This is a genomic window from Streptomyces sp. NPDC021093 (assembly GCF_044333135.1).
In the GTDB taxonomy this organism is placed as follows: domain Bacteria; phylum Actinomycetota; class Actinomycetes; order Streptomycetales; family Streptomycetaceae; genus Streptomyces.
The window spans coordinates 697009-721907 of sequence record NZ_JBIRQJ010000004.1; the positions used below are offsets into that span (position 1 = coordinate 697009).

Sequence of the window (24899 nt, forward strand, 5' to 3'; positions counted from 1 at the left end):
CCCGCGCGCGGTCCCGACGGCAGGGCGGCGGTATCCCACCCGCCCCGTGCGGCGTGCCGGAACCCACCCTCCCCGACCCCCCTCCCCGCAGGCCCCCGACAACGTACGGTTGACGCATGACGAGCATCGGTGGTGCGGAGATGGTCGACTGGAAGCTCGCGGTGGCGACCGCGACTCGACTCGTGAGGCCGGGTCCCGACATCAGTCGGGACGAGGCCCGGGCCGTCGTCGCGGAGCTGCGCAGGCACGCCAAGGCGTCCGAGGAACATGTCCGCGCGTTCACGCGGATGATCCCCGAAGGTACTGAGCCGCAGGACACCCCGGTGCTGGTCGTCGACCGGGCCGGCTGGGTGAAGGCGAACGTCGCGGGCTTCCGCGAGCTCCTCAAGCCGCTCCTCGGCAAGATGCGGGAGCGCCGCGGCTCCACGCCGGGCGGCGCCGTCATCGGCGCGGTCGGCGGCAAGGTCACCGGTGTGGAGGTGGGCATGCTGCTGTCGTTCCTGTCCTCCCGGGTCCTCGGCCAGTACGAGACCTTCGCCCCGGCGAGCAGGGACTTCCCCGCGGGGGCGAACGGCGGCGGCCGGCTCCTCCTCGTCGCCCCGAACATCGTGCACGTCGAGCGCGAACTCGACGTGGACCCGCACGACTTCCGCCTCTGGGTGTGCCTGCACGAGGAGACCCACCGCACCCAGTTCACCGCGGTGCCCTGGCTGCGCGACCATCTTGAGGGTGAGATCCAGTCGTTCCTCGGCGAGACCGAGGTCGATCCGATGACGATCCTGGAGCGCTTCCGCGAAGCCGCCCAGGCGTTCGCCGGGGGCCGCCCCGAGGGCGAGGAGAACGAGGGCGGCCGCAGCCTGGTCGAGCTGGTCCAGACCCCGGCGCAGCGCGAGATCCTCGGCCGTCTCACCGCCGTGATGTCCCTGCTCGAAGGGCACGCGGACTACGTCATGGACGGCGTCGGACCCCAGGTCGTACCGTCCGTCGCCGAGATCCGCGAGAAGTTCAAGGAGCGCCGCGCCAAGGGCGCCAGCCGCCTCGACCTCGCCCTGCGCAGGCTGCTCGGCATGGACGCCAAGCTGCGCCAGTACAAGGACGGCGAGCGGTTCGTGCGGGCGGTCGTCGAGGAGGTCGGCATGGACGGGTTCAACCGGATCTGGACCTCGCCGAACACGCTTCCCACCAAGGCGGAGATCGCCAAACCGGCGGACTGGGTCGCGAGGGTGCACCGTAAGGGAGAGGCGTGAAGCCGGTGTGTGCGACGGCCGGAACGGTAAGGGAAACGCCCTTGAAATCACCCATCTGAGGGACCGTAAGCGCTGGGTAGGCGTGCAATGCTCGGGTAACCGCTCGTTTCTGTCACCATCTACGCACTCTCAGTGACAGAGGTTTCCTCCTCCCGAGGCACCCCAACTCCACCGAAGGGCACCGGACATGGGTCCCCATCCTGCGGTCGCAGCGATACGCCTGGCGGTCCGCCGCGTACTCCACGACGTACTGAACGACCACAACCGAACAGACCGGAACGACCAGCGCGATCGGCAGGAGCAGGCCTCCCCGCTCGTGCTCGTGGCGTGCTCCGGCGGCGCCGACTCCATGGCCCTCGCCTCCGCGCTGGCCTTCGAGGCGCCGAAGCTGGGCGTCCGGGCGGGCGGCGTGACCGTCGACCACAACCTCCAGGCCGGCTCCGGCACCCGTGCCGCCGAGGTCGTCGTCCGGATGACCGCGCTCGGCCTGGCCCCCGCCGAGGCCGTCGCCGTCACCGTCGGCCGGGCCGGCGGCCCGGAGGCCGCCGCCCGCGACGCCAGGTACGCGGCCCTGGACGGCGCCGCCCTGCGGCACGGAGCCGCCGCGGTCCTGCTCGGCCACACCCGCGACGACCAGGCCGAGACCGTCCTCCTCGGTCTCGCCCGCGGCTCCGGCACCCGCTCGCTGTCCGGAATGGCGGCCGTCTCGGGGGCGGCCGGGCGCTACCGCCGTCCCTTCCTGCAGCTCGACCGGCAGACCGCCCGCAAGGCCTGCATGGTCCAGTCCCTGCCCGTCTGGGACGACCCGCACAACGCCGACCCCGCCTACACCCGCTCCCGGCTCCGTCAGGAGGGGCTGCCCGCCCTGGAGAAGGCGCTCGGCAAGGGCGTCGTCGAGGCCCTCGCCCGTACGGCCCAGCTGTCGCGCGACGACGCCGACGCCCTGGACGACTGGGCCGCCGAGGCCGACCGTTCCGTACGGGACGAGACGGGCCGTCTGGAGTGCGCCAAGCTCTACGCGCTGCCGCCCGCAGTGCGGCGCAGGGTGCTGCGCAGGGCGGTCATCGAGGTGGGTTCGCCCGCCGGTTCACTGTTCGCCCGGCACATCGAGGAGGTGGACCGGCTGATCACCGGATGGCGTGGGCAGGGGGTCATCAACCTCCCCGGCCGGGTGGAGGCTCAGCGGCAGGGTGGCAGACTGGTCATTCGGCAGGGCTGAAGTTCTACGAAAGTGATGCGGGTGGACGCGAACGACATGGGCACCGACCTCAAGTCGGTGCTCATCACCAAGGAAGAGATCGACGCGAAGCTGGCCGAGCTGGCCGCCGAGGTCGACGCGGAGTACGCGGGCAAGGACCTGCTCATCGTCGGGGTGCTCAAGGGCGCCGTGATGGTGATGGCGGACCTGGCGCGTGCGCTGTCCACCCCCCTCACCATGGACTGGATGGCGGTGTCGTCGTACGGCGCGGGCACCCAGTCCTCCGGTGTGGTCCGGATCCTCAAGGACCTGGACACCGACATCAAGGGCAAGCACGTCCTGATCGTCGAGGACATCATCGACTCCGGCCTGACGCTGTCGTGGCTGCTGTCGAACCTCGGTTCGCGCGAGCCGGCCTCCCTCAATGTGTGCACGCTGCTGCGCAAGCCGGAGGCCGCGAAGGTCGCCATCGACGTGAAGTGGGTCGGTTTCGACATTCCGAATGAGTTTGTCGTCGGATATGGCCTGGATTACGCGGAGAAGTACCGCAATCTTCCCTTCGTAGGGACCCTCGCGCCCCACGTCTACGGGGGCTGACGGCTCCTCCGGACGGCCGGTCGGCGGTCCGGAGCCCTACGCGGGTCCATATCGGGGAACCCCCGCGCAATTCCCGCCGTTGGAGCAGGGGAAGGCAGGTTTGCCAGCAGTCCCCTGCGGTCGCGGGTGACAATGCTGGGGTACCGTCCGAAGAACAGTCTTTTATTCAGCGGCATTTACCTACGGGCAGGAGGGACGGGGCAGCAGTTCGCCCCGTATGGATGGACGTGAAGCGATACTTCCGTGGGCCGGTCATGTGGATCGTGCTGGCCGTCCTCGCCGTGGTCGTGCTGATGCAGGTCGTCGGCTCGTCTGGCGGCTACAAGACGGTCGACACCGGCAAGGTCATCCAGGCGATCGACAAGGACCAGGTCGACCAGGTCAAACTGACCACCGGTGAAGAACAGATCATCAAGGTGCAGCTGAAGGGCGACCAGAAGGTCGACGACAGCTCCAAGATCCAGGCGAGCTACATCGGGGACCAGGGCTCCAAGCTCGCCGCCAAGCTCGACCAGAAGTACGAGAGCGGCAAGATCAAGAACGGTTACACCGTCTCGCCGACGAAGCAGAACGCCTTCGTCGGGATCCTGCTCACCCTGCTGCCCTTCGTCCTCATCGTCGTCGTCTTCCTGTTCCTGATGAATCAGATGCAGGGCGGCGGTTCCCGGGTCATGCAGTTCGGGAAGTCCAAGGCGAAGCTCATCACCAAGGACACCCCGAAGACGACCTTCTCCGACGTGGCGGGGTCCGACGAGGCCGTCGAGGAACTCCACGAGATCAAGGAGTTCCTCCAGGAGCCGGCCAAGTTCCAGGCCGTCGGCGCCAAGATCCCCAAGGGCGTGCTGCTGTACGGCCCGCCCGGAACGGGCAAGACGCTGCTCGCGCGTGCTGTCGCGGGCGAGGCGGGCGTGCCGTTCTACTCCATCTCGGGCTCCGACTTCGTCGAGATGTTCGTGGGTGTCGGCGCCTCGCGCGTCCGTGACCTCTTCGAGCAGGCCAAGGCGAACGCCCCGGCGATCGTCTTCGTCGACGAGATCGACGCCGTCGGCCGCCACCGCGGCGCCGGCATGGGCGGCGGTCACGACGAGCGCGAGCAGACGCTCAACCAGCTGCTCGTCGAGATGGACGGCTTCGACGTGAAGGGCGGCGTCATCCTGATCGCCGCCACGAACCGCCCGGACATCCTCGACCCGGCGCTGCTGCGCCCGGGCCGTTTCGACCGGCAGATCGCGGTCGACCGCCCGGACATGCAGGGCCGTCTGGAGATCCTCAAGGTTCACCAGAAGGGCAAGCCGGTCGCCGCGGACGTCGACCTGGGCGCAGTCGCCCGCCGTACGCCGGGCTTCACCGGCGCGGACCTGTCGAACGTGCTGAACGAGGCTGCGCTGCTCACCGCGCGCAGCAACATGAAGCTGATCGACAACCACATGCTCGACGAGGCGATCGACCGCGTCGTGGCGGGCCCGCAGAAGCGGACCCGGATCATGTCCGAGAAGGAAAAGAAGATCACCGCGTACCACGAGGGCGGCCACGCCCTGGTCGCGGCGGCCCTGCCCAACTCGGACCCGGTCCACAAGATCACGATCCTGTCGCGCGGCCGGGCCCTGGGTTACACCATGGTCCTCCCGGACGAGGACAAGTACTCGACCACGCGCAATGAAATGCTCGACCAGCTGGCGTACATGCTGGGCGGGCGCGCGGCCGAGGAGCTCGTCTTCCACGACCCGACGACAGGCGCTGCGAACGACATCGAGAAGGCCACCGGTACGGCCCGCTCGATGGTCACGCAGTACGGCATGACCGAGCGCCTCGGCGCGATCAAGTTCGGCGGCGACAACACCGAGCCCTTCCTGGGCCGGGACATGACGCACCAGCGCGACTACTCGGAAGAGGTCGCCGCGCTCGTCGACGAAGAGGTCAAGAAGCTCATCGAGACCGCGCACAACGAGGCGTGGGAGATCCTGGTCGAGAACCGCGACGTTCTCGACAACCTGGTTCTGGCCCTCCTGGAGAAGGAGACGCTGAACAAGGAGCAGATCGCCGAGATCTTCCAGCCGATCGTGAAGCGCCCGGCCCGCCCCGCGTGGACTGGCTCTTCCCGCCGTACGCCGTCGACCCGGCCGCCGGTGCTGTCGCCCAAGGAGCTGGCACTCACCAACGGTGCCGCCAACGGTGCGGCGGCCGCGATCACCTCGGTGACCAAGGACGCGACGCCCGGCGAAGCGGTACCGGCTCCGGAAGAGCGCCCGGACAACAGCTAGCCCACTCCACAACCCGGTTCACACCGGGCCCGGAATGGATGCCGCGACCCCCAGGTTTTAGCCTGGGGGTCGCGGCGTTTCCCGTCGCGACACTTCTGGACGGCCCGCACGGATGATCCACAGGAACGAGGCACTGATGACCGACCCGGTGACGCTGGACGGCGAGGCCACCGTCGGCGAGTTCGACGAGAAGCGGGCCGAGAACGCGGTGCGCGAGCTCCTCATCGCCGTGGGGGAGGACCCGGACCGCGAGGGCCTGCGGGAGACTCCGGCGCGGGTGGCGCGGGCGTACCACGAGATATTCGCCGGCCTGCGGCAGAAGCCCGAGGACGTCCTGACGACGACCTTCGACCTCGGCCACGACGAGATGGTGCTGGTCAAGGACATCGAGGTGATGTCCAACTGCGAGCACCACCTGGTGCCCTTCCACGGCGTCGCGCACGTCGGCTACATCCCGTCCGCCGACGGCAAGATCACCGGCCTGTCGAAGCTGGCCCGCCTGGTCGACGTCTTCGCGCGCCGGCCGCAGGTGCAGGAGCGGCTGACCACGCAGATCGCCGACTCGCTGATGGAGATCCTGGAGCCGCGCGGCGTGATCGTCGTCGTCGAGTGCGAGCACATGTGCATGACGATGCGCGGAGTGCGCAAGCCGGGTGCGAAGACCATCACCTCGGCGGTACGCGGCCAGCTCCGCGCCCCGGCGACGCGGGCCGAGGCGATGAGCCTGATCATGGCCAGGTAGCCCTCCGCGCGTCCGTACGGAGCTTCTGCGCGCGTACGGACGAGGCCTGCCTCAGGCGGCGTCGGCCGCCGGGGCGGTGTCGTCGTCCTCCGGGAGGCGCAGCACGCGCTCCAGGAAGAACGCGGCAGCGACGATCGCCGCGCCCGCCAGGACCGAGAAGCCCGCGTAGAGGGCCTGGGTGCGGCGGGCGGGCATCTCGGCGAGCTGGGTGAGCAGGTGGACGCCCACGCCTCCGTACACCCCGGCGACGAGGGCGGCGACGAGGGCGCTCGCCTGGCCGAAGACGACCGCGCGGGCGGCCAGCATCGGGTCGACGCCCTTGGCGCCGGGGCGGCGCTCGCGCTGGGCGCGCAGCCGGGCGCGCAGGGACAGCGCGGTCGCCAGCAGCACGGCGGCGATCAGGGCCAGCACGATGGGCGCCGCGACCGGCACACCGGGCAGGCTGTCGATCGAGGCCCACAGCCGGGCGCCCGCCCAGGACAGCACCCCGGCCACGACGAACAGGCCGGTCAGTACCCCGAGCCGTAGTTGCTTCACGAAGCTCCGCTTTCCGTCACGTCGTCACGAGTGTCCGTACGACACCGTGCATCCGCTCAGTGTCGTACGAAGCAGTGTCGTACGAAGTCAACGCTTACTCGGGCAGTCGGAGTTCCAGGTCGACGCGCGGAAGCACCCCGTCGGTGGAGACGGCGGCGAGGAGGTCGGCGACCGCACCGCGGCCCGGGACCTGTGCCTCGGGGTCCACGTCGTGCCACGGGACGAGCACGAAGCCGCGCTCGTGGGCGCGCGGGTGCGGGAGCGTGAGCACCGGGTCGTCGGAGACGACGTTGGCGTACGAAAGGATGTCGACGTCGATCGTGCGGGGGCCCCAGCGCTCCTCGCGGACCCGGTCGAAGGCCTCCTCGATGGCCTGGCCGCGCTCAAGCAGCGAGGACGGCGGGAGGGTGGTCTTCACCAGGACGACCGCGTTGAAGTACGACGGCTGGGAGCCGGGGTCGACGCCCCACGGCTCGGTCTCGTACACCGGGGAGACCGCCTTCACACGGACGCCCGGGGTGTCCTCCAGGAGGTCGACGGCGCCCTGGAGGGTCTCCAGCCGGTTGCCGAGGTTGCTGCCGAGGCCGATGACGGCCCATTTGGGGTTGGAGAGGGTGATGTCGGCGGCGTCCACCTGCTCCGTCACGGAGCTGGGAACCGGCTGGACGGTGGGGTCGCTCTGCATCTGGTTCATACACGGCTCCGGGTGATGGTGATGGTCACGTCGTCGAAGGGCACGGTGATCGGGGCGTCCGGCTTGTGGACGGTGACCTCGATCTCGTCGACCCCGTCGTGCTTGAGGCACTGCTGGGCGATCCGCTCGGCGAGCGTCTCGATCAGATTGACCGGTTCGCCCTGCACGACCTCCACGACCTCCTCGGCGACCACGCCGTAGTGGACGGTCTTCGTCAGGTCGTCGTCGGCCGCGGCCGGACGGGTGTCCAGGCCGAGGACGAGGTCCACGATGAAGGTCTGGCCCTCTTCGCGTTCCCTGGGGAACACGCCGTGGTGTCCACGGGCCTTGAGGCCGCGCAGCGCGACACGATCCACGCGAATCACTCCTGCTGTTCGTAGTCATCGGGGGCCCGTGCCGAATGCGGTCGGCACATCACCTGAGGACCGAATCTACCTGCGAGCACTGACAGACCCCGTCCGCGGGTGCCGCCGACGGCACACGGAAGGGGCCCTTCCGGGGTTTCCTTCCGGGGCCCCTACCCACTCACGCCGGGGAATCGCCGTCCCTCAGGAGGGGGAACCGTGGGGAATCGCCGGGAATCGTCAGGAGGAATCCTCCGGGGACCGTCAGGAGGAATCCTCGTCCTCGTCGTCGTCGGCGTCCGCCAGTACGGGCGAGCCGTGGTGCGCCCACAGCCGCCAGCCGTCCGGGGTGCGCCGGAAGACGTTGGTGGCGACGACCAATTGGCCGACCAGCGGCCCCAGTTCGCCGCTCTCCTCGGCGGGGCCGCCGCTGAGGATGTTCTCGGTGCAGGTGGCCAGGGCGGTGTCGCCCATGACCGAAATATTCACATCGGTGAGGAAGAACTGGATGTAGTCGGTGTGCGCCATGATCAGCGCGTACGAGCGCAGGACCTCGCCGCGTCCCGAGAGCACCGGCCAGCCGGGGTGCACGCAGGTGATCTCGTCGTCGAGCCAGAGCGCCGACAGCTCTTCGAAGTCGCCGCGCTCCAGACATTCGTAGAACGCCGTGTTGGCCAGTTCGACCTGCTCGGCGTCGGTGCTGCGGGGGGTCACTTCGCGCCCGCCACGGCGCGGGCGACCCGTACCGCGTCGGCCGTCGCCCGTACCTCGTGCACCCGGACGGCCCAGGCGCCCTCGTGGGCGGCGATCGCGGAGACGGCGGCGGTGGCGGCGTCGCGCTCGCGCGCGGGCGGCGGGGTGTCGCCGTCACCGGCCAGCACATGGCCCAGGAAGCGCTTGCGGGAGGCGGCCACCAGCAGCGGGTGGCCCAGTGCGCGCAGGTCGCCGAGGTGGGCGAGGAGGGCGAGGTCGTGCTCGGCGCGCTTGGCGAAGCCGAGGCCGGGGTCGACGACGATGCGCTCGGGGGCGATGCCGCCCGCGACGACCGCGTCCACGCGTGCGCGCAGCTCGGCGAGGACCTCGGCGACGACGTCGTCGTACACCGCCCGGTTGTTCATGCCCGCGCTGAAGCCGCGCCAGTGCATGACGACGAAGGGGACGCCGGTGGCCGCGACGGCGGGGACCATGGCCGGGTCGGCGAGGCCGCCGCTGACGTCGTTGACGAGGACGGCGCCGGCCGCGACGGCCTGTTCGGCGACGGTGGCGCGCATGGTGTCGACGGAGACGCTGACGCCCTCGGAGGTGAGGCCCCGGACGACCGGCACGACCCGCTTGAGCTCTTCCTCGGCGTCGACGCGGCTGGCCCCGGGGCGGGTGGACTCGCCGCCCACGTCGACCAGGTCGGCACCCTCTGCGACCAGGGCGAGGCCGCGCTTGACGGCGGCGGCCGTGTCGAACCAGCGACCGCCGTCGGAGAAGGAGTCGGGCGTCACATTCACGACACCCATGACCGCACAGCGGTCCCACTCCGGGAGTCCTTCGGGTGGGTGGGCGCGCAGCAACGTACTCATACGACCAGCCTAGGCGTCAGCGCTTGGTCTCCGAACCTTCCGGACCGCCCGGGCCGTCGGGGTAGACCCGGCCGAGGAGCGTGAACAGGGCGGTGCGCTCCGCGTCGTCCAGGGTGTCGAGACCGGCCAGCGTGGTGTGCATCCGGGCCCGGATGGCGTCGATGGTGGTCTCGCCGTGCTCGGTGAGCACGACGTTCTTGACGCGGCGGTCGGTGGCGCTGGGCTCGCGGCGCACCAGCTCGCGCTTCTCCAGCCGGTCCACGATGCCCGTGATGTTGGAGGCGTCGCAGGCCAGGGTGGTGGCGAGGGCGCGCATGGGGGCGGGCGACGAGCGCAGCACGCTGAGCGTCTTGGCCTGACTGGCGGTGAGCCCTGCGGTGGCGGCGGCGAGCGTGAAGTCCCCGTAATAGAGACCGAAGGACGCGGCCAGCCGGTCGACGAGTTCGGCCTTGGTCGGCGGGTGGGCCTGGTTCGGCGGGTTGGCTGGCATGACATGCAGTGTACGCCGGGAAACTTGACCATCTCAACGATTGAGGTTTACCGTCGTAACAATTACTTGAGATTGTCAACCATTGAGTCTGGAGTGCTTCCCCATGAAGGCCATCACGTACAGCGCATACGGCAGCCCCGACGCCCTGGAGTACGGCGAGCGGCCCGAGCCCAAGCTCGGCCCGGACTCCGTACTGGTCAAGGTCCGCGCCGCCTCGGTCAACCCGGTCGACTGGAAGATCCTGGCCGGATACCTGGACCCGGCGCTGGACGCCGTCTTCCCGGTGATCCCGGGGTGGGACGTGGCGGGCGTCGTCGAGAAGGCGGGCGTGGCCGTGTCGGAGTTCGCCGAGGGCGACGAGGTCATCGGCTACGTCCGGGAGGACTTCGTGTCCCGGGGGACCTTCGCGGAGTACGTGGCCGCGCCCGTACGCACCCTGGCGCGCAAGCCCGCCGGCATCAGCTTCGAGGAGGCGGCGGGTCTGCCGCTGGCCGGGCTGACCGCGTACCAGGCGCTGACGCGGAACCTGAAGGTGCGGGCGGGGGACAAGGTCCTGGTGCACGCCGCGGCCGGCGGTGTCGGCTCGCTCGCCGTGCAGATCGCGCGGTCGCTGGGGGCCGAGGTCATCGGCACCGCGAGCGAGCGCAATCACGAGTACCTGCGGTCGCTGGGCGCCACGCCCGTCGCATACGGGGAGGGGCTGGCGGGCCGGGTGCGGGAGATCGCGCCGGACGGTGTGGACGCGGTGCTCGACCTCGTGGGAGGGGAGGCGCTCCAGGTGTCGCCCGAGCTGCTCGCGAGCGGCGGGCGGCTGGCGTCCATCGCGGACGGGGCGGTGAAGGGGCTCGGCGGGGACTACGTCTTCGTGCGGCCCGACTCGGCGGACCTGACGGCGCTGGGGAAGCTGGTGGAACGGGGCGAGCTCACGGTGGAGATCGCGGCGGTCTATCCGCTGGAGAAGGCCGCGGACGCCTTCCGGGAGAGCATCGGCGGGCACACGCGGGGGAAGATCGCGATCAGCGTGGCGTAGGGCGGGTGCGTGGGCGTGGGCGTGGACCGGAGCGAGGGGGCGCGCTCCGCGTGGGGGCCGCCCCCTTGCCCACCCGTTCCGCCCCAGGGGGCGGCCCCTGTGCCCAAGAGGGCTGGGTATCGAACCCCTACGCCACCGGCTGGGCCGCCCGCTCCACGTGGGCGCACGGTGACGTGGCCCTCTTTGAGGAGGCCTTGCGGGCGAACGGCCGCGGCAGCCCCAGCGTGACGAAGCCCTCCGCCTGCATCGCCGCGAAACCGATCCGCGGCAGGTCACCGGTCGTCCGGAAGACCACGAAGCGCGGCTCCCAGCGCGGCTGGAACTTCGCGTTGAACTTGTACAGCGACTCGATCTGGAACCACCGGGACAGGAAGACCAGCAGCCCGCGCCACCCCCGCAGCACAGGACCCGCGCCCAGCTTCTCGCCGCGGGCCAGCGCCGAGCGGAACATCGCGAAGTTGAGCGACACCTTCTTGATGCCGAGACCGGGGGCCGCCGTGAGGGAGGCGACGATCAGGAGCTCGTTCATGCCGGGGTCGGCCGCCCGGTCGCGCCTCATGAGGTCGAGGGACATGCCGTCCGGGCCCCAGGGGACGAAGTGCAGCACCGCCTTGATGTCGCCGTACGGGCCGGGCGCCGCGCCCTCCTCGTCGGCCTTGTGGGCGGTCGCGATGAAGCAGTCCTCGTCGCCCGGCTCGCCTACCCGGCCCAGCGCCATCGAGAAGCCGCGCTCGGTCTCCGTGCCGCGCCAGTCGGCGGCGGCCCGGCGGATGCGGTCCAGCTCCTCGGCGTCCAGGTCGCCGACCCGGCGCACCCGGGTCTCGTAACCGTTGCGCTCGATGCGCTTGACCATCTGCCGCACGTTGCGCATCGCGCGCCCGGAGAGGGAGAAGTCCGGGACGTCGACGACGGCCTCGTCGCCCAGTTCGAGGGCGTCCAGGCCGGTCTCGCGGGTCCAGACCTCGCCGCCGGTCTCCGAGCAGCCCATCACGGCCGGCGTCCAGGAGTGCGCCTTGGCCTCCTCCATGAACCGCTCGATGGCGCCGGGCCAGGCCTCGACGTCGCCGATCGGGTCGCCGCTGGCCAGCATCACGCCGGACACGACGCGGTAGGTGACGGCGGCCTTGCCGCTGGGGGAGAACACGGCGGCCTTGTCGTGCCGCAGCGCGAAGTGGCCCAGAGAGTCGCGGGCGCCGTGCTTGGCCAGCAGGCCGCGCAGCTGCACCTCGTCCTCCTCGGTGAGCCGGGCGGCCGGGTGCTCGGGGCGGAAGGCCAGGTACACCGTGGTGATCGCGATGATCCAGCCGAGGGCGCCCAGCGAGTAGCCGACCGTCCAGGAAGCCTGCCTGGTGTAGTCGATCGGGCCCTCGAAGCCGGCCAGCCCGTAGAGGACGTGCACCAGGCGGTCGCCGAAGCCAGGGCTGCCGACGATCGTCTTCGGGTGGGAGCTGACGATCAGCAGACCGAGCCCGATCGAGCCCAGGCCGGTCAGGACGAAGTTCGCGACCGCCTTCCAGCGGCTGCGCGGGTCCGGCAGCGCGGCGAACTCACTCCGATGGACGATCAGCAGTGTGAGAAGTGCGAGCGCGATCAGCGCGCCCAGCCAGGAGCTCCGGTAGGCGAGCTGCGCGACGGCACCGACCGGCAGCAGGACCACGGCGGACCGCCAGGCGCGCCGCTTGCGCCTCTTGAGGCCGTGGGCGAGGAGGAGCAGCAGCACCCCCACGGTCAGCGAGAAGGCGGCGGCGAACGGGCCGAACGTACCCGGAAGGACTTCGGCCACGCTGTGCATCCGGCTGTGCCGGAAGCGGGGGACGACCCCGGCCACGATGTCGAGCAGGCCCACCAGAGTGACCGCCGCGCCCACCAGCGCGGGGACCTTCTCGGGTCGCGGACCGCGCAGGATCCGCCGCACCCGATCCGGAACCGCTCCGGACTTATCCCCATCTATTCTGATTGACATCGCTTCCCGAGGTTTCCGCGAGAGGTTTTATGCCCGTGGAACCTGGAGAAGGTCCGTCCGGACAATGTGCGTTCACTAGGACGGCGCTTCCGGGGGGTGGGTTCACTCGGCTCTCAGGAAATTCTCATCCAGGAAGTAACGATCTCGTCATGGGTCTCACCAGTACCAAGGTCCTCGCGCTCGCTCTTCTGATCGCGGTCCTGCTCTTCGCCGCCACGATCTGGCTCTGGCCGCGGCTGTCCGGCCGCAGCTGGCGGGCCGTCCTCGGCCGGATCGGCCTGCTGCTGGCGACCCAGCTGGCGCTGTTCGCCGCGGTCGGCCTCGCTGCTAACAAATCGTTTCTCTTCTACGGGTCCTGGGCCGACCTCTTCGGCCAGGAGGAGGAGATGGGCGTGGTCGTCGACCACGCGGCGGGCGCCAACAAGCAGGCGCAGCTGATCGGCACGCGCGCCATGGACGTCCCAGGCGGCAACAAACCGTCCGTCGGCGGACAGATACAGGAAGTACGGATCGAGGGCGCGAAGTCGAAGATCGTCAGCCCGGCCTACGTGTACCTGCCGCCGGAGTACTTCCAGCCGAAGTACGCGAAGAAGCAGTTCCCCGCGACGGTCGTGCTCACCGGCTACCCGGGCACCGCGATGAACCTGATCAAAGGGCTCCGCTACCCGCAGACCGCTCTGATGCAGGCCCGTGCGGGCAAGGCGCAGCCGATGGTCATGGTCATGATGCGGCCGACCGTCGCACCGCCGCGCGACACCGAGTGCGTGGACATTCCGGGCGGCCCGCAGACCGAGACCTTCTTCGCCGACGACCTGCCGCGCGCCGTCTCGTCCGCGTACCGCGTGGGCACGAAGGCGCAGAACTGGGGCTTCATGGGGAACTCCACGGGCGGCTACTGCGCCGTGAAGATCGCCATGGCGCACCCGGACAAGTTCGCCGCGGGCGCCGGTCTGTCCCCGTACTACAAGGCGGCCGACGACCCGACGACCGGTGACCTCTTCGGCGGCAACGCGAACCTCAAGAAGCGTGCCGACCTCCTGTGGGCGCTGGACAACCTGCCGGCGCCCAAGACCTCCCTGCTGGTCACGACCAGCAAGAAGGGCGAGGACAACAAGAAGCCGACGGCGGAGTTCATCAGCAAGGTGAAGCCGCCGACGCACGTCTCGTCGATCACGCTGAACAGCGGCGGTCACAACTTCAACACCTGGAAGCGCTCGATCCCCGCCACCATCGAGTGGCTGAGCAAGAAGCTCACGGCCTGACGCGCCGGGTCACCGCCTGAGCCGGGGGCCGGGAGTCGGAAGCCGGGAGCCGGGCCTTGGGGCCCCTGGGCCGCTGTCAGCCGATGGTCTCCACTTCCACCTCCGTACGGGCCACCTTGCGGCCGTCCGCGTCGATCGACCGGCGCAGGGCCTCGTGCAGCCGGGCCGGGGTGAGCACCCCCAGGAACCGGCCCTCGCTCCGCTCGTCGATGACGGCGATCCACCCCGCGTCGTGCTGGAGCATCGTCGCGAACGCCTGCTTGAGCGACGCCCCCACCGGAAGCCACGCCTCCATCCGGCGCGCGTGCTCCCGCACCGTCCCGCCCTTGTGCGGTCCGTCCGTGTTCGGCCCGCCCGGCTCCGTGGCCCCGGCCGGGATCCAGCCGTGCAGGTTGTCCTCGCTGTCGAGTACGACGGCCCAGCGCGCGCCCTCGGCCGACAGCCGTGCCGTGGCGCTCCTGAGGGAGTCGTCGAGGTGGACGACCGGCGGCTGGTCCAGGTCGCTCTCCTCGATGGGAGTGACCGACAGCCTCTTGAGGCCGCGGTCGGCGCCGACGAAGTCCGCGACGTACGGGGTGGCGGGCGCGCCGAGCACGACGGCGGGGGCGTCGAACTGCTCGACGGTGCCCTGCCCGTAGACGGCGATGCGGTCGCCGAGCCGGACCGCCTCCTCGATGTCGTGCGTGACGAACAGCACCGTCTTGCGGACCTGCGACTGGAGCTTCAGGAACTCGTTCTGCAGGTGCTCGCGGACCACCGGGTCGACCGCGCCGAACGGCTCGTCCATGAGGAGCACGGGCGGGTCGGCGGCCAGGGCACGGGCGACGCCGACGCGCTGGCGCTGGCCCCCGGAGAGCTGTTCCGGATAGCGGGAGCCGTAGACCTTGGGGTCGAGGCCCACCAGGTCGAGGAGCTCGGCGGCCCGCGCGCGGGCCTGCGGCCGCTTCACGCCGAGCAGGTGCGGGACGGTCGCGGTGTTGTCGAGGACCGTCTTGTGCGGGAAGAGGCCCACCTGCTGGATCACGTAGCCGATGCGGCGCCGCAGCTCCACCGGGTCGACGGTGGATATGTCCTGGCCGTCGAGGAGTATGCGGCCCTCGGTCGGTTCGATGAGCCGGTTGACCATCTTCATGGTGGTGGTCTTGCCGCAGCCGGACGGGCCGACGAGCGTGACGAGTTCACCCGCGGCGACCTCGAAGGACAGGTCGTCGACGGCGGTCGTCCCGTCGGCGTAGCGCTTGGTGACGTGCTCGAACCGGATCATGGGTCCTCATTGTGACGGCTGGTGACGGGTCTTGTGTGAAGGGCGTGTTGCCGTGCTGTGGCAGCCCGAACCGGGCCGGGCCCGTTGTCAGTGGTCGGCGATATGGTCTTTGAACATACGTTCTCAAGTGTGTGCGGAGCAGTTGTCGACCGAGCCGCTTGGAACGGCCGGGACGGGGGAGGTGGGGACGGATGAGTGAGCAGAGCTGTCTGGCGACGAACGACTGGATCTGCGGGGAGTACCTGCGTTCCCGCAGCCAGGAGCTGACCGACGCGACCCTCCAGCACATCTGGATCACGGTGGCTTCGGTGCTGATCGGGCTGGCCGTGGCCTTCCCCCTCGCGCTCCTGGCCCGGCGGCACAAGCGCTTCGCCGGACCGGTCCTCGGCCTGACCACCGTGCTCTACACGGTGCCCTCGCTGGCGATGTTCTCGCTGCTGCTGCCGCTGTTCGGGCTCTCGGCGGCGCTCGTGATCACCGGCCTGGTGCTGTACTCGCTGACGATCCTCGTGCGGAACATCCTGGCCGGCCTCGAAGCGGTGCCGGAAGAGGCCCGGGAGGCCGCGCGCGGGATGGGGTACGGGCCGTGGCGGATGCTCTGGGAGGTCGAACTGCCGCTCGCGCTCCCCGCGTTGATGGCCGGGGTGCGGATCGCCACCGTCTCGACGGTCGCGCTGACCACGGTCGGCTCCATCGTCGGCCGCGGCGGCCTCGGCAACCTCATAGAGGACGCACTGCCCACCTTCTTCAAGGCACAGGTGCTCGCCGCGTCCGTGCTGTGCGTGCTGCTCGCCCTCGTCGCGGACCTGCTGCTGCTCGGACTCCAGCGGCTGCTCACGCCGTGGACCCGGGTGTCCCGGGCGAAGCCCGAGCCCCGTACGGCTCGAATACAGAAGACTTCTGCGGCTGTTGAGGCGGGCTGATTTCGATGGGTGTGCTCGGCGACGCCTGGACCTGGCTGGTCACGGGCTCGAACTGGTCCGGGGACGGCGGGGTCTGGACCCGGCTGACGGAGCATCTGTACGTCAGCGGGGTCGCGCTCGCCCTGGCCTGTCTGCTCGCGCTGCCGCTGGCCTTCGTGCTCGGACACCTCGGCAAGGGAGGTGCGCTCGCGGTCAACATCTCCAACGTGGGGCGGGCCGTCCCGGTGTTCGCGGTGCTGGCGCTGTTCATGGTCTCGCCGCTGCGCTCCGCCGGATACGTACCGACGATCATCGCGCTGGTGCTGTTCGCGGTGCCGCCGCTGCTCACCAACGCGTACGTCGGGATGCGCGAGGTGGACCGGGCGGTGGTGGAGGCCGCGCGCGGCATGGGCATGTCGGGCATGCAGCTCTTCCTGCGGGTCGAACTGCCCCTCGCGTACCCGCTGGTGATGACCGGGCTGCGGTCGGCCGCCGTCCAGGTGGTGGCCACCGCCTCGATCGCCGCGATGGTCGGCCAGGGCGGGCTCGGACGGATCATCACCGCCGGGTTCAACACGTACGACACCGCCCAGGTGGTCGCCGGGGCGCTGCTGGTGGCGCTGCTCGCGCTGCTGGTGGAGGGTGCGCTCGTGCTGCTCGGCCGACTGTTCTCGCCGCTGCGGAAGACCGTCTGACGGTGCGCCGGTTTCTCTCTGCTGTGTCCCTATTTCCTGCACCTCGTGCACTTCATGGATGGTGAACCCTCATGAGCAAGACCTCACGCCTCGCGGGTGCGGTAGTCGGCCTGGTGGCACTGACCGGGTCGCTCGCCGCGTGCGGCGGCGACAGCCTGGAGAAGGGCAAGCCCGGCGCCGAAGCACCCGCAGGGGGCGGCAAGAAGGGCTCGCTGGTGGTCGGCGCCGCCGCGTTCACCGAGTCCAAGGTGCTGGCGGAGCTGTACGCGCTGGTTCTCAAGGACGCCGGGTTCGCCACCTCGGTGACCGTCGTCAAGAACCGTGAGCTGTACGAACCCTCGCTGGAGAAGGGCGAGATAGACGTCGTGCCGGAGTACGCGGCGACGATCACGGAATTCCTCAACGCCAAGGTGAACGGGGCGAAGGAGGCCGAGAAGAAGCCGCTCGCCTCCAGCGACGCCGCCGCCACTGTCGCCGCGCTGGAGAAGCTGGCAGGCCCGCTCGGGCTGAAAGTCCTGCCCGTTGGACAGGCCGTCGACCAGAACGCCTTCGCGGTGACCAAGGAATTCGCCGCGAAGAACAACCTCAAAACCCTTTCCGACCTGGGAAAGTCCAAGATCAAGGTAAAGATCGCGGCGGGCGACGAATGCGAGATCCGGCCGTTCTGCGCGCCCGGTCTGAAGTCGAAGTACGGCATCGACGTTGCGGGCATCGACCCCAAGGGCGTAGGCACCCCGCAGTCCAAGCAGGCCGTCAAGGACGGTGAGGACCAGCTCGTCCTCACTACGACGACGGACGCCACGATCGACAGCTTCGGCCTCGTCTTCCTGGACGACGACAAGAAGCTGCAGAACGCCGACAACCTGCTGCCCGTCGTCAACGCCAAGGAAGCGGGCGACCCGGCCGTCGCCGAGGCGCTCGGCAGGCTCACCAAGGCGCTGACCACGGCGGATCTCGGTGAACTGAACCGCAAGGTCGACATCGAGCGGGCCAAGCCGGCCGATGTCGCGAAGGCATATCTGGAGGAGAAGAACCTCATCAAGAAGTAGCGGATTGAAGGAATCGGGGTGCCGTCCGGACCTGTTTCGGCAGTGGTTCGACAGCTTTCGGGAGCGGTTCGACAGGGCTCTGGGTAACCGCAAGGGAACAGATTGCCGAGCGGTGCCCCATCCGTGTCCCGCACACGGTAAATTTCAGGCCATGCCACGTGGACGCCACCGCCATTCCCCACCCCTGCACAAGCTGCTGCCCTCCTCGGCGGTCGCGGGCGTCTCGCTCGTGTGCGCCGTCGGTGCCTGGTTCGTGGCGGAACCCGTGGTGCTCCGGTCACTGGTCGCCGCCGCTGCGGCGGCGGCCGTCACCGGGGCGACCCTGATGCGCAGTTGGGACCGTAGGGCAGGCCTCAAGGTCGCCGAACTGACCCGGGCGCGCGAGGCCGACGTGTGGAAGGCCGAGGAGCGCGTCGCCGACATCGAGGGCGACCTTGAGGAATCGCGCGCGCTGCGGGTCAGGCTCGACGCGAAACTGCGCGCCAAGCGCGTGGAGCTGGCCGGGCTGCGCAATGAGCACGCCGCGCTGCTGCGCCGGTACGCGACCGCCGAGACCGAGCGCGCGACGGCCCTGGAGCGCCGTCGCCAGCTCGCTCTTGAGGCGGCGGCGAAGACCGCTCCGAAGACTGCTCCGAAGGAACTGCCCGCGGCAGCCTCGACGCCGACCCCGGCCGCGTACATGCGGGCGGCCGCGGCGCTGGAGAACCTGGGGCGGAACAGGGCGGTGCAGCGGGAGCGCGCGGAGGCGGCCGAGACCGCGGCGGCTTCGACCACCGCGCTGGAAGTACACGTTCCGGCTCAGGCTCCGGCGCGGGTGGACGCGCAGTCGGCGGAAGCACTGGTTCCGACCCCGGCCCCGACCCCGGCCCCAGTCCCGGTTCCGGCCCCGGATCTGCGGGAACACACGCGCGCCTCCGCGGCCCTCGCCCCGTACGCCCCGCAGAACCTTCCCGCCGTACGGAAGCAGGGCGGCTTCGACTTCTTCGGTACGGGCACGGGTACGGGTGCCGGCGGGAAGGCCCCGGCTTCTGCCCCTGCCCCTGCCCCTGCCGCTTCTGCCCCGGCCACGGACGCGTCCGCGCTGGAGCCGGTCAGGGACTCCGTACAGCAGCAGGCCGTGCAGCACGTGCAGCACGAGGACCTCGCGGACGTCGTCGGTGAGGAGGCGCTGGCCGACCACCACCGGGCGTCGCTTGCCGCCGCAGGCCGTGACGCGGTCGGTGAGGTCATCGACCTGACGGCGCACGACGAGACCGAGCAGCTGGACGTGGCGGACCTCAGGAGCGCGATCAGCTCCTGAAGTCCCTTCCGTAGCGCACTACTTGTCGATGTCTCCGACGACGAAGAAGAGCGAGCCGAGGATCGCGACCATATCGGCGACCAGCGTTCCCGGCAGCAGCTCCGTCAGCGCCTGGATGTTGTTGAACGACGCCGAGCGCAGCTTCAGCCGGTACGGGGTCTTCTCGCCCTTGGAGACCAGGTAGTAGCCGTTGATGCCGAGCGGGTTCTCGGTCCAGGCGTATGTGTGGCCCTCGGGGGCCTTGAGGACCTTCGGCAGCCGCTGGTTGATCGGTCCGGGCGGCAGGTCGGCCATCCGGTCGAGACAGGCGTCGGCGAGGTCGAGGGCGTTGTGGGTCTGTTCGAGGAGGCACTCGAAGCGGGCCAGACAGTCGCCCTCTTCGCGGGTCACCACCTTGAGGGTGTCCTGGAGTTCGCCGTACGCGAGGTACGGCTCGTCGCGCCGCAGGTCGAAGTCGACCCCCGACGCGCGGGCGATGGGGCCGGAGACGCCGTACGCGTGGACGGCCTCGGCCGACAGCACGCCGACGTCGCGCGTACGGCCGCGGAAGATCTCGTTCCCGAGGACCAGGCCGTCGTACACGTCCATGCGCGAACGGACGGAGGCGACGGCGTCGCGCACCCGCCCGAGCCAGCCCGCCGGCACGTCCTCTTTGAGGCCGCCGACCCGGTTGAACATGTAGTGCATGCGGCCGCCGGAGACCTCCTCCATGACGGCCTGGAGTTCTTCGCGCTCGCGGAAGGCGTGGAAGACGGGGGTGATGCCGCCGAGTTCGAGGGGGTACGAGCCGAGGAACATCAGGTGGTTGAGAACCCGGTTCAGCTCGGCGAGGAGGGTACGGGTCCAGACCGCGCGCTCCGGGACCTCCATGCCGAGCATGCGCTCGACGGCCATGACGACACCGAGCTCGTTGGAGAAGGCCGACAGCCAGTCGTGGCGGTTGGCCAGCATGACGATCTGGCGGTAGTCGCGCGCCTCGAAGAGCTTTTCGGCGCCGCGGTGCATGTAGCCGATGACGGGTTCGGCGTGCTGGATGCGCTCCCCGTCGAGGACGAGCTTGAGGCGCAGGACGCCGTGGGTGGAGGGGTGCTGGGGGCCGATGTTGAGCACCATGTCGGTGGACTCGGCCGCGCCGCCGATGCCGACTGTCGTCGTCTGCGTCATGGGGGACAGTATCCCTTGGGAGTACGGGCATCTTCAGCCCGTCCGGCGTTTGAGGACGCGCGGACGCAGTCCGTGCACGGGGCGGGAGCGAGCGTGGGCCGGAGCGGGAGGGGCGCTCCGCGCGGGGGCCGCCCCCTTGCCCACCCTTCCCCAAGCTCTTAAGGAGCAGGGGAGACCCCACTGCCCCCGGGGGGCGGCCCCGCTGCCCAAGGGGGCTAGGTGCCCACCCCCTGTTCGAGCCATCCGAAGTCTCCCAGTCCGCCCCGTGCTCCCAGTTCCGCGGCCTCGCTTGCTGTGGCCAGGGCCCGGACGTACGCCGTCGGGTCCGTCGATGCCAGTGCCAGTGGCGGGCGTTCGCCCGTTACGCCGAGCCGCCGCAGGGCCTCCCGCTGGGTGATCAGTTCGGTCCGGTCGGCATCGGCGACACCCGCCCCGACGACCCCCGCCCCGCATGCGTCCAGCGCCACGTGCGACGTCACGTCGCACCCCCCGTCCGGCACCGCCCGCACCTCCCGCCCGGCCGCGAAACCGCTGAGCGTGCCGAACGGCGGCCGGGCGCCCCGCTCGTGCGCGTAGTCCACGGCCACCGCGAGCCCCGCGTCCAGGGTCGCCACCGCCCGCGCCCACGCCTCGTCCCGCGGACGCCCGATCTCCGCCCGATGGCCCGGCCGTCCCTCCAGCGGCCACCACCGCGCCAGCCACTCGGCGTCCGCACCGGTCACGGGAGCGCCGAGCCGCTCCGCGCCGTCGGACGTCCGTACCTCCACGTACCGATTCACCCCGTCCTCGTCCACCTCCGCGACGTCGACCGGCACGTTGTCCAGCCACTCGTTGGCGAAGAGCAGACCGGTGACGCCCGACGGCGGCTCGGCGCACCACTCGATGCGGTGGTCGAGTCCGGCCGGCCTTGCCGCCCTTTCGACGGCGTACGCACGCACCGCGAAGCCCTCGGGCAGCGCCGCCAGCACACCCGTCAGCAGTTCCCCCCGCCCGGCACCCATGTCGACCAGATCGATCCCGCCAGGACCGCCAGGACCGCCACCCAGCTCTTCGTACGTCCGCACCAACAGCCGCGCCACCGCCCCCGCGAACAGTGCGGAGGCGTGCACGGACGTACGGAAGTGGCCTGCGGGGCCCTCGGGGAGCAGGTAGAAACCGCCGGGACCGTAGAGCGCGGCCTCCGTCGCCTCACGCCAGCCGAGCCACTCCGGTCCCTCGCGGTGTCCTGCGTCCGGCGGATCCGTCTCGTCTCTCACGGCGCCAAGTCTCCACTGCGTCTCCACCTTGGGGAGTAGTGGCCCGCCCACCGGATCGCCCCTCCGGTTGACCCATTGACCTCTGCGGTTTCCCTACGCTGGATACGTGCAGCGCCTCTACGACTTCATCCGCAGACACCCGACGAGCGTCGACAGCTTCTGGGCTGTGATTCTCCTCGGGATGTCCGCGATGGCGGCGGCCAGTGTCATCGACGGGAGCAGCCTCGCGGCGGGCGTCGTCAGCATCTTCGTGCTGTGCCTCGTGGTCGCGCTGCGCCGCCGCTTCCCGGAGTGGATGCTGCTGGTCGCGATCGCGGTCGGGGCCGCCCAGGTCGCACTGGACATCGAGCCGAACCTGGCGGACTTCGCGATGCTCGTCATCGTGTACACGGTGGCTGCCAACGGCGCCCGCTGGGCCTCCCGGCTGGCGCTCGGGGGCTCGCTGCTGGCGGCGGCGATCTCCCAGCTCCGGTGGCCGGTGGACAAGGCCCCGGGGGCCGCAGCCCCGATCGCGTACGCGGTGTTCCTGACCATCCCCTTCCTGCTCGCCTGGGTCCTCGGTGACTCGCTGCGCACCCGCCGCGCGTACTTCGCGCAGCTGGAGGAGCGGGCCACCCGGCTGGAGAAGGAGCGCGAGGCGCAGGCGAAGGTCGCCGTCGCCGCCGAGCGCGCCCGGATCGCCCGCGAGCTGCACGACGTCGTCGCGCACAACGTGTCCGTGATGGTGGTGCAGGCGGACGGTGCGGCGTACGTCATGGACGCCTCGCCAGACCAGGCCCGACAGGCCCTGGAGACCATCTCGACGACCGGCCGCCAGGCGCTCGCCGAGATGCGCCGGCTGCTCGGCGTACTGCGTACGGGAGAGCAGCAGGTGAGCGGCGAGTACGTCCCGCAGCCGGACGTGCAGCAGATCGAGGACCTGGTGGAACAGGTCCGCACCGCCGGCCTCACGGTCGACTTCAAGATCGAGGGCACCGCCCGCCCGCTGCCCAGCGGCGTCGAGCTCACCGCGTACCGCATCGTGCAGGAAGCCCTCACCAACACCCGCAAGCACGGCGGCCCGGAGGCGGGCGCGAGCGTGCGCCTGGTGTACTTCGACGACGGGCTCGGCCTGCTCGTCGAGGACGACGGCCGGGGCGCCTCCCACGAGCTGTACGAGGACGGCGGCGCCGACGGCCAGGGCCACGGCCTCATCGGGATGCGCGAGCGGGTGGGTATGGTCGGCGGCACGCTGGACGCGGGACCGCGTCCGGGCGGCGGCTTCCGCATCAGCGCCCTGCTCCCGCTCAAACCGGCCCACTGACACCTGAATCCGCTCGGGCCGAACCGGCCCGCTGAACCGGCCCCCTCAACCGGCTCCCCGTTCCGACCCGTTCCGACCCGCTCCAATCCGCTCTCCGGAAGGTCCCCTCCCATGCCGCCGATCCGCGTGATGCTCGTCGACGACCAGATGCTGCTGCGCACCGGTTTCCGGATGGTCCTGGCCGCCCAGCCGGACATGGAGGTCGTCGCCGAGGCGGGCGACGGGCAGGAGGCGATCGACATCCTGCGCACCACCGCGGTCGACGTCGTGCTGATGGACGTACGCATGCCGAGGCTGGACGGGGTGGAGGCGACCCGGCGGATCTGCGCGCAGCAGGATCCGCCGCGGGTGCTCATCCTGACCACCTTCGACCTCGACGAGTACGCCTTCTCCGGGCTCCAGGCGGGCGCCAGCGGCTTCATGCTGAAGGACGTGCCGCCGGCCGAGCTGCTGGCCGCGATCCGCTCCGTGCACAGCGGGGACGCGGTCGTCGCCCCGTCCACCACCCGCCGCCTGCTCGACCGCTTCTCGCCGATGCTGCCGAGCTCGTCCAAGGAGCCGCAGAACAAGGCGGTCGAGAAGCTCACCGACCGCGAGCGCGAGGTCATGCTGCTGGTCGCCCAGGGCCTGTCGAACGGCGAGATCGCCGCCCGTCTCGTCCTCTCCGAGGCCACCGTCAAGACGCACGTCGGCCGCATCCTGACCAAGCTCGGACTGCGCGACCGCGTGCAGGTGGTCGTCCTCGCGTACGAGACGGGGCTGGTACGCGCCGGGGGCTCGCCCGGCAGCCTCTAGTCGGCCATCGGCCCGTCGGCGGCGCCTACCGCAGCACCCCCTCCAGGAAGTCGCTGCCCAGCCGGGCCACCACGGTGGTGTCCAGCTGGTGCAGTACGTACCGGCCGCGGCGCCGGGTCGTGATCAGGCCCGCCTTCTTCAGCACGGACAGGTGCCGGGAGACCTCGGGCGCGGTGATCGCCATGGTGTCGGCCAGCTCGCCCGTCGTGTACGGAGTCCGGGCCAGGAACCGGCACAGCCGCATCCGCATCGGGTGGGCCAGCGCCTCCAGCCGCTGCTGCAGCAGGTGCACGGAAGCGGGCGAGGGCAGCTCCGGTGCGCCCACCGGGTAGTGGATCACCGGACGCCAGCCCGGGGCGTGCAGCACCAGCAGGTGCGGCCAGCCGAAGGTGGACGGCACGGCGGTCAGACCCGCGCCGACCTCCGGGTCCACCGCGCTGGTGTGCCCCTCGGCCAGCTTGTCGGCCCGGATGCGGTGCCCGCTCTCGTCCAGGCTGAGGGCGGGGGAGACCGCGTGCAGCGCCTCGGCGAGACCCCTGCGCCGCAGCAGGTCGTGCTTGTGGCGGGCGTCGGCGGCCAGCTGGCTGCGCACCCGTCGCCAGGTGTCCGCGAAGAAGGCCTCGTCGCAGTCCTCGAAGAGCCGGCGCAGCCAGAGCCGGACGGAGCCGGGGTCCGTCAGCAGCCGGTGGGTGAAGTCCAGTTGCTTGGGTCCGCGCGCCGCCGCGAGGTCCAGGGCACGAGTCCGGAGCGCGTCGTCCACGAGCGGTGACGGCCCGTCCACCGCGTACATGCTGGAGCAGGTGAACTCCAGGGCGGCCGACACGAACTCCTCGTCGGTCAGCCGGTCCAGCAGGTCCAGGTCCTCCGCGAGCGTCGTCCCCGGCCCGCCCGACCGGCCCTTGACCCCGGCGAACGGCAGGAACACGTCCGAGAACGTCGTCCGCCACAGGAAGTCCGCCTCGGTCAGCCGGTCCGCGAGGTCCGGCTTCAGCCCGGCGGCGGTCGCCGTCGCCCAGCCGTGCTGGCCCGGGTGGTGGCCGGGCTCGCACAGGGCGTGCAGGGCCATGCCCAGCTCGCCCAGCGGCGTGATCGCGAAGTCGATCCGCTCGGGCGGCAAACCTGTGATGTCGATGACAACGCTCATGGCCCCATGGTGCACGCCGCCACTGACAATCCGGCCGTCGATTGACGGCCCCCGTCAATCGACGGCCGATCGATTGACGAGCCTTGTCAAT

At 70.5% G+C, this 24899-nt stretch carries 24 protein-coding genes; 13 read left to right on the forward strand and 11 right to left on the reverse strand.

Annotated features, from left to right (window positions below; translation table 11 throughout):
• The first annotated feature begins 116 nt into the window (after nucleotides 1–116).
• From ACH4SP_RS15735 to folE, 5 genes are all read left to right on the forward strand, one after another.
• The gene (locus tag ACH4SP_RS15735) at nucleotides 117–1247 is read left to right on the forward strand and encodes a zinc-dependent metalloprotease (RefSeq protein ID WP_398414896.1); all 1131 of its coding nucleotides are present in this window, start codon (nucleotides 117–119) and stop codon (nucleotides 1245–1247) included.
• A gap of 187 nt (nucleotides 1248–1434) precedes the next feature.
• Complete coding sequence (gene tilS, locus ACH4SP_RS15740; RefSeq protein ID WP_398414898.1) at nucleotides 1435–2466, forward strand: tRNA lysidine(34) synthetase TilS; 1032 nt, start codon at nucleotides 1435–1437, stop codon at nucleotides 2464–2466.
• A 15-nt stretch (nucleotides 2467–2481) separates the two neighbouring features.
• Nucleotides 2482–3042, forward strand: a complete 561-nt coding sequence (gene hpt, locus ACH4SP_RS15745; protein ID WP_266664910.1) for a hypoxanthine phosphoribosyltransferase — start codon at nucleotides 2482–2484, stop codon at nucleotides 3040–3042.
• A 221-nt stretch (nucleotides 3043–3263) separates the two neighbouring features.
• Entirely contained in the window at nucleotides 3264–5303 is a 2040-nt protein-coding gene (gene ftsH / locus ACH4SP_RS15750; protein WP_398414900.1) for an ATP-dependent zinc metalloprotease FtsH, read from the forward strand.
• 136 nt (nucleotides 5304–5439) lie between these two features.
• Nucleotides 5440–6045, forward strand: coding sequence for a GTP cyclohydrolase I FolE (folE, locus tag ACH4SP_RS15755; RefSeq protein ID WP_398415108.1), 606 nt, complete (start codon nucleotides 5440–5442; stop codon nucleotides 6043–6045).
• Between the two features lie 51 nt (nucleotides 6046–6096).
• Here the strand turns inward: folE and ACH4SP_RS15760 are convergent, their stop codons facing one another.
• The 6 genes from ACH4SP_RS15760 to ACH4SP_RS15785 all read right to left on the reverse strand — a co-directional run bounded on the left by ACH4SP_RS15760 (nucleotide 6097) and on the right by ACH4SP_RS15785 (nucleotide 9681).
• Nucleotides 6097–6582: a DUF3180 family protein gene (locus ACH4SP_RS15760; protein ID WP_398414902.1), complete on the reverse strand. Its 486-nt coding sequence runs from the start codon at nucleotides 6580–6582 to the stop codon at nucleotides 6097–6099.
• A gap of 94 nt (nucleotides 6583–6676) precedes the next feature.
• Entirely contained in the window at nucleotides 6677–7276 is a 600-nt protein-coding gene (gene folK, locus ACH4SP_RS15765) for a 2-amino-4-hydroxy-6-hydroxymethyldihydropteridine diphosphokinase (RefSeq protein WP_398414904.1), read from the reverse strand.
• A complete protein-coding gene (gene folB / locus ACH4SP_RS15770; RefSeq protein WP_398414906.1) occupies nucleotides 7273–7632 on the reverse strand; it encodes a dihydroneopterin aldolase in 360 nt (119 codons plus the stop codon). Before folB ends, folK begins: the two co-directional genes overlap by 4 nt.
• Before the next feature lie 252 nt (nucleotides 7633–7884).
• Nucleotides 7885–8334 carry a nuclear transport factor 2 family protein gene (locus tag ACH4SP_RS15775; RefSeq protein ID WP_398414908.1) on the reverse strand — a complete coding sequence of 150 codons (450 nt, stop codon included), beginning with the start codon at nucleotides 8332–8334 and terminating at the stop codon, nucleotides 7885–7887.
• The gene (gene folP / locus ACH4SP_RS15780; RefSeq protein WP_398414910.1) at nucleotides 8331–9191 is read right to left on the reverse strand and encodes a dihydropteroate synthase; all 861 of its coding nucleotides are present in this window, start codon (nucleotides 9189–9191) and stop codon (nucleotides 8331–8333) included. The genes ACH4SP_RS15775 and folP overlap by 4 nt, the downstream gene beginning before the upstream one ends.
• A gap of 16 nt (nucleotides 9192–9207) precedes the next feature.
• Complete coding sequence (locus tag ACH4SP_RS15785) at nucleotides 9208–9681, reverse strand: MarR family winged helix-turn-helix transcriptional regulator (protein WP_398414912.1); 474 nt, start codon at nucleotides 9679–9681, stop codon at nucleotides 9208–9210.
• 103 nt (nucleotides 9682–9784) lie between these two features.
• Between ACH4SP_RS15785 and ACH4SP_RS15790 the strand changes: the two genes are divergently transcribed.
• Nucleotides 9785–10711 carry an NADP-dependent oxidoreductase gene (locus ACH4SP_RS15790; protein WP_398414914.1) on the forward strand — a complete coding sequence of 309 codons (927 nt, stop codon included), beginning with the start codon at nucleotides 9785–9787 and terminating at the stop codon, nucleotides 10709–10711.
• Nucleotides 10712–10838: 127 nt separating this feature from the next.
• Here the strand turns inward: ACH4SP_RS15790 and ACH4SP_RS15795 are convergent, their stop codons facing one another.
• Complete coding sequence (locus ACH4SP_RS15795) at nucleotides 10839–12674, reverse strand: phosphatidylglycerol lysyltransferase domain-containing protein (protein ID WP_398414916.1); 1836 nt, start codon at nucleotides 12672–12674, stop codon at nucleotides 10839–10841.
• Nucleotides 12675–12823: 149 nt separating this feature from the next.
• On the opposite strand from ACH4SP_RS15795, the gene ACH4SP_RS15800 reads away from it, so the two are divergent.
• On the forward strand, nucleotides 12824–13936 hold the full coding sequence (locus ACH4SP_RS15800) for an alpha/beta hydrolase (protein ID WP_398414918.1): 1113 nt from the start codon (nucleotides 12824–12826) through the stop codon (nucleotides 13934–13936).
• Between the two features lie 76 nt (nucleotides 13937–14012).
• Here the strand turns inward: ACH4SP_RS15800 and ACH4SP_RS15805 are convergent, their stop codons facing one another.
• A complete protein-coding gene (locus ACH4SP_RS15805; protein ID WP_398414920.1) occupies nucleotides 14013–15200 on the reverse strand; it encodes an ABC transporter ATP-binding protein in 1188 nt (395 codons plus the stop codon).
• A 191-nt stretch (nucleotides 15201–15391) separates the two neighbouring features.
• Between ACH4SP_RS15805 and ACH4SP_RS15810 the strand changes: the two genes are divergently transcribed.
• The 4 genes from ACH4SP_RS15810 (at nucleotide 15392) to ACH4SP_RS15825 (ending at nucleotide 19146) form a co-directional block, all read left to right on the forward strand.
• The gene (locus ACH4SP_RS15810) at nucleotides 15392–16123 is read left to right on the forward strand and encodes an ABC transporter permease (RefSeq protein ID WP_398414922.1); all 732 of its coding nucleotides are present in this window, start codon (nucleotides 15392–15394) and stop codon (nucleotides 16121–16123) included.
• A 5-nt stretch (nucleotides 16124–16128) separates the two neighbouring features.
• Nucleotides 16129–16797 carry an ABC transporter permease gene (locus ACH4SP_RS15815; RefSeq protein WP_398414925.1) on the forward strand — a complete coding sequence of 223 codons (669 nt, stop codon included), beginning with the start codon at nucleotides 16129–16131 and terminating at the stop codon, nucleotides 16795–16797.
• Nucleotides 16798–16868: 71 nt separating this feature from the next.
• Nucleotides 16869–17846, forward strand: coding sequence for an ABC transporter substrate-binding protein (locus tag ACH4SP_RS15820; protein WP_398414927.1), 978 nt, complete (start codon nucleotides 16869–16871; stop codon nucleotides 17844–17846).
• A gap of 151 nt (nucleotides 17847–17997) precedes the next feature.
• Nucleotides 17998–19146 (forward strand): hypothetical protein, encoded by a 1149-nt coding sequence (locus tag ACH4SP_RS15825; RefSeq protein ID WP_398414929.1) that lies wholly within the window; start codon nucleotides 17998–18000, stop codon nucleotides 19144–19146.
• 18 nt (nucleotides 19147–19164) lie between these two features.
• On the opposite strand, the gene ACH4SP_RS15830 is transcribed toward ACH4SP_RS15825, so the two are convergent.
• On the reverse strand, nucleotides 19165–20310 hold the full coding sequence (locus ACH4SP_RS15830; protein ID WP_398414931.1) for an NADH-quinone oxidoreductase subunit D: 1146 nt from the start codon (nucleotides 20308–20310) through the stop codon (nucleotides 19165–19167).
• A gap of 215 nt (nucleotides 20311–20525) precedes the next feature.
• Nucleotides 20526–21566, reverse strand: a complete 1041-nt coding sequence (locus tag ACH4SP_RS15835; protein WP_398414933.1) for an SAM-dependent methyltransferase — start codon at nucleotides 21564–21566, stop codon at nucleotides 20526–20528.
• Between the two features lie 106 nt (nucleotides 21567–21672).
• Here ACH4SP_RS15835 and ACH4SP_RS15840 point away from each other — a divergent pair, with 106 nt between their 5' ends.
• Both ACH4SP_RS15840 and ACH4SP_RS15845 read left to right on the forward strand, forming a co-directional pair.
• Nucleotides 21673–22869, forward strand: a complete 1197-nt coding sequence (locus tag ACH4SP_RS15840) for a histidine kinase (protein WP_398414936.1) — start codon at nucleotides 21673–21675, stop codon at nucleotides 22867–22869.
• A gap of 111 nt (nucleotides 22870–22980) precedes the next feature.
• The gene (locus ACH4SP_RS15845) at nucleotides 22981–23664 is read left to right on the forward strand and encodes a response regulator (RefSeq protein ID WP_398414938.1); all 684 of its coding nucleotides are present in this window, start codon (nucleotides 22981–22983) and stop codon (nucleotides 23662–23664) included.
• Between the two features lie 25 nt (nucleotides 23665–23689).
• On the opposite strand, the gene ACH4SP_RS15850 is transcribed toward ACH4SP_RS15845, so the two are convergent.
• Entirely contained in the window at nucleotides 23690–24808 is a 1119-nt protein-coding gene (locus ACH4SP_RS15850; RefSeq protein WP_398414940.1) for a DUF5937 family protein, read from the reverse strand.
• Nucleotides 24809–24899 lie beyond the last annotated feature (91 nt).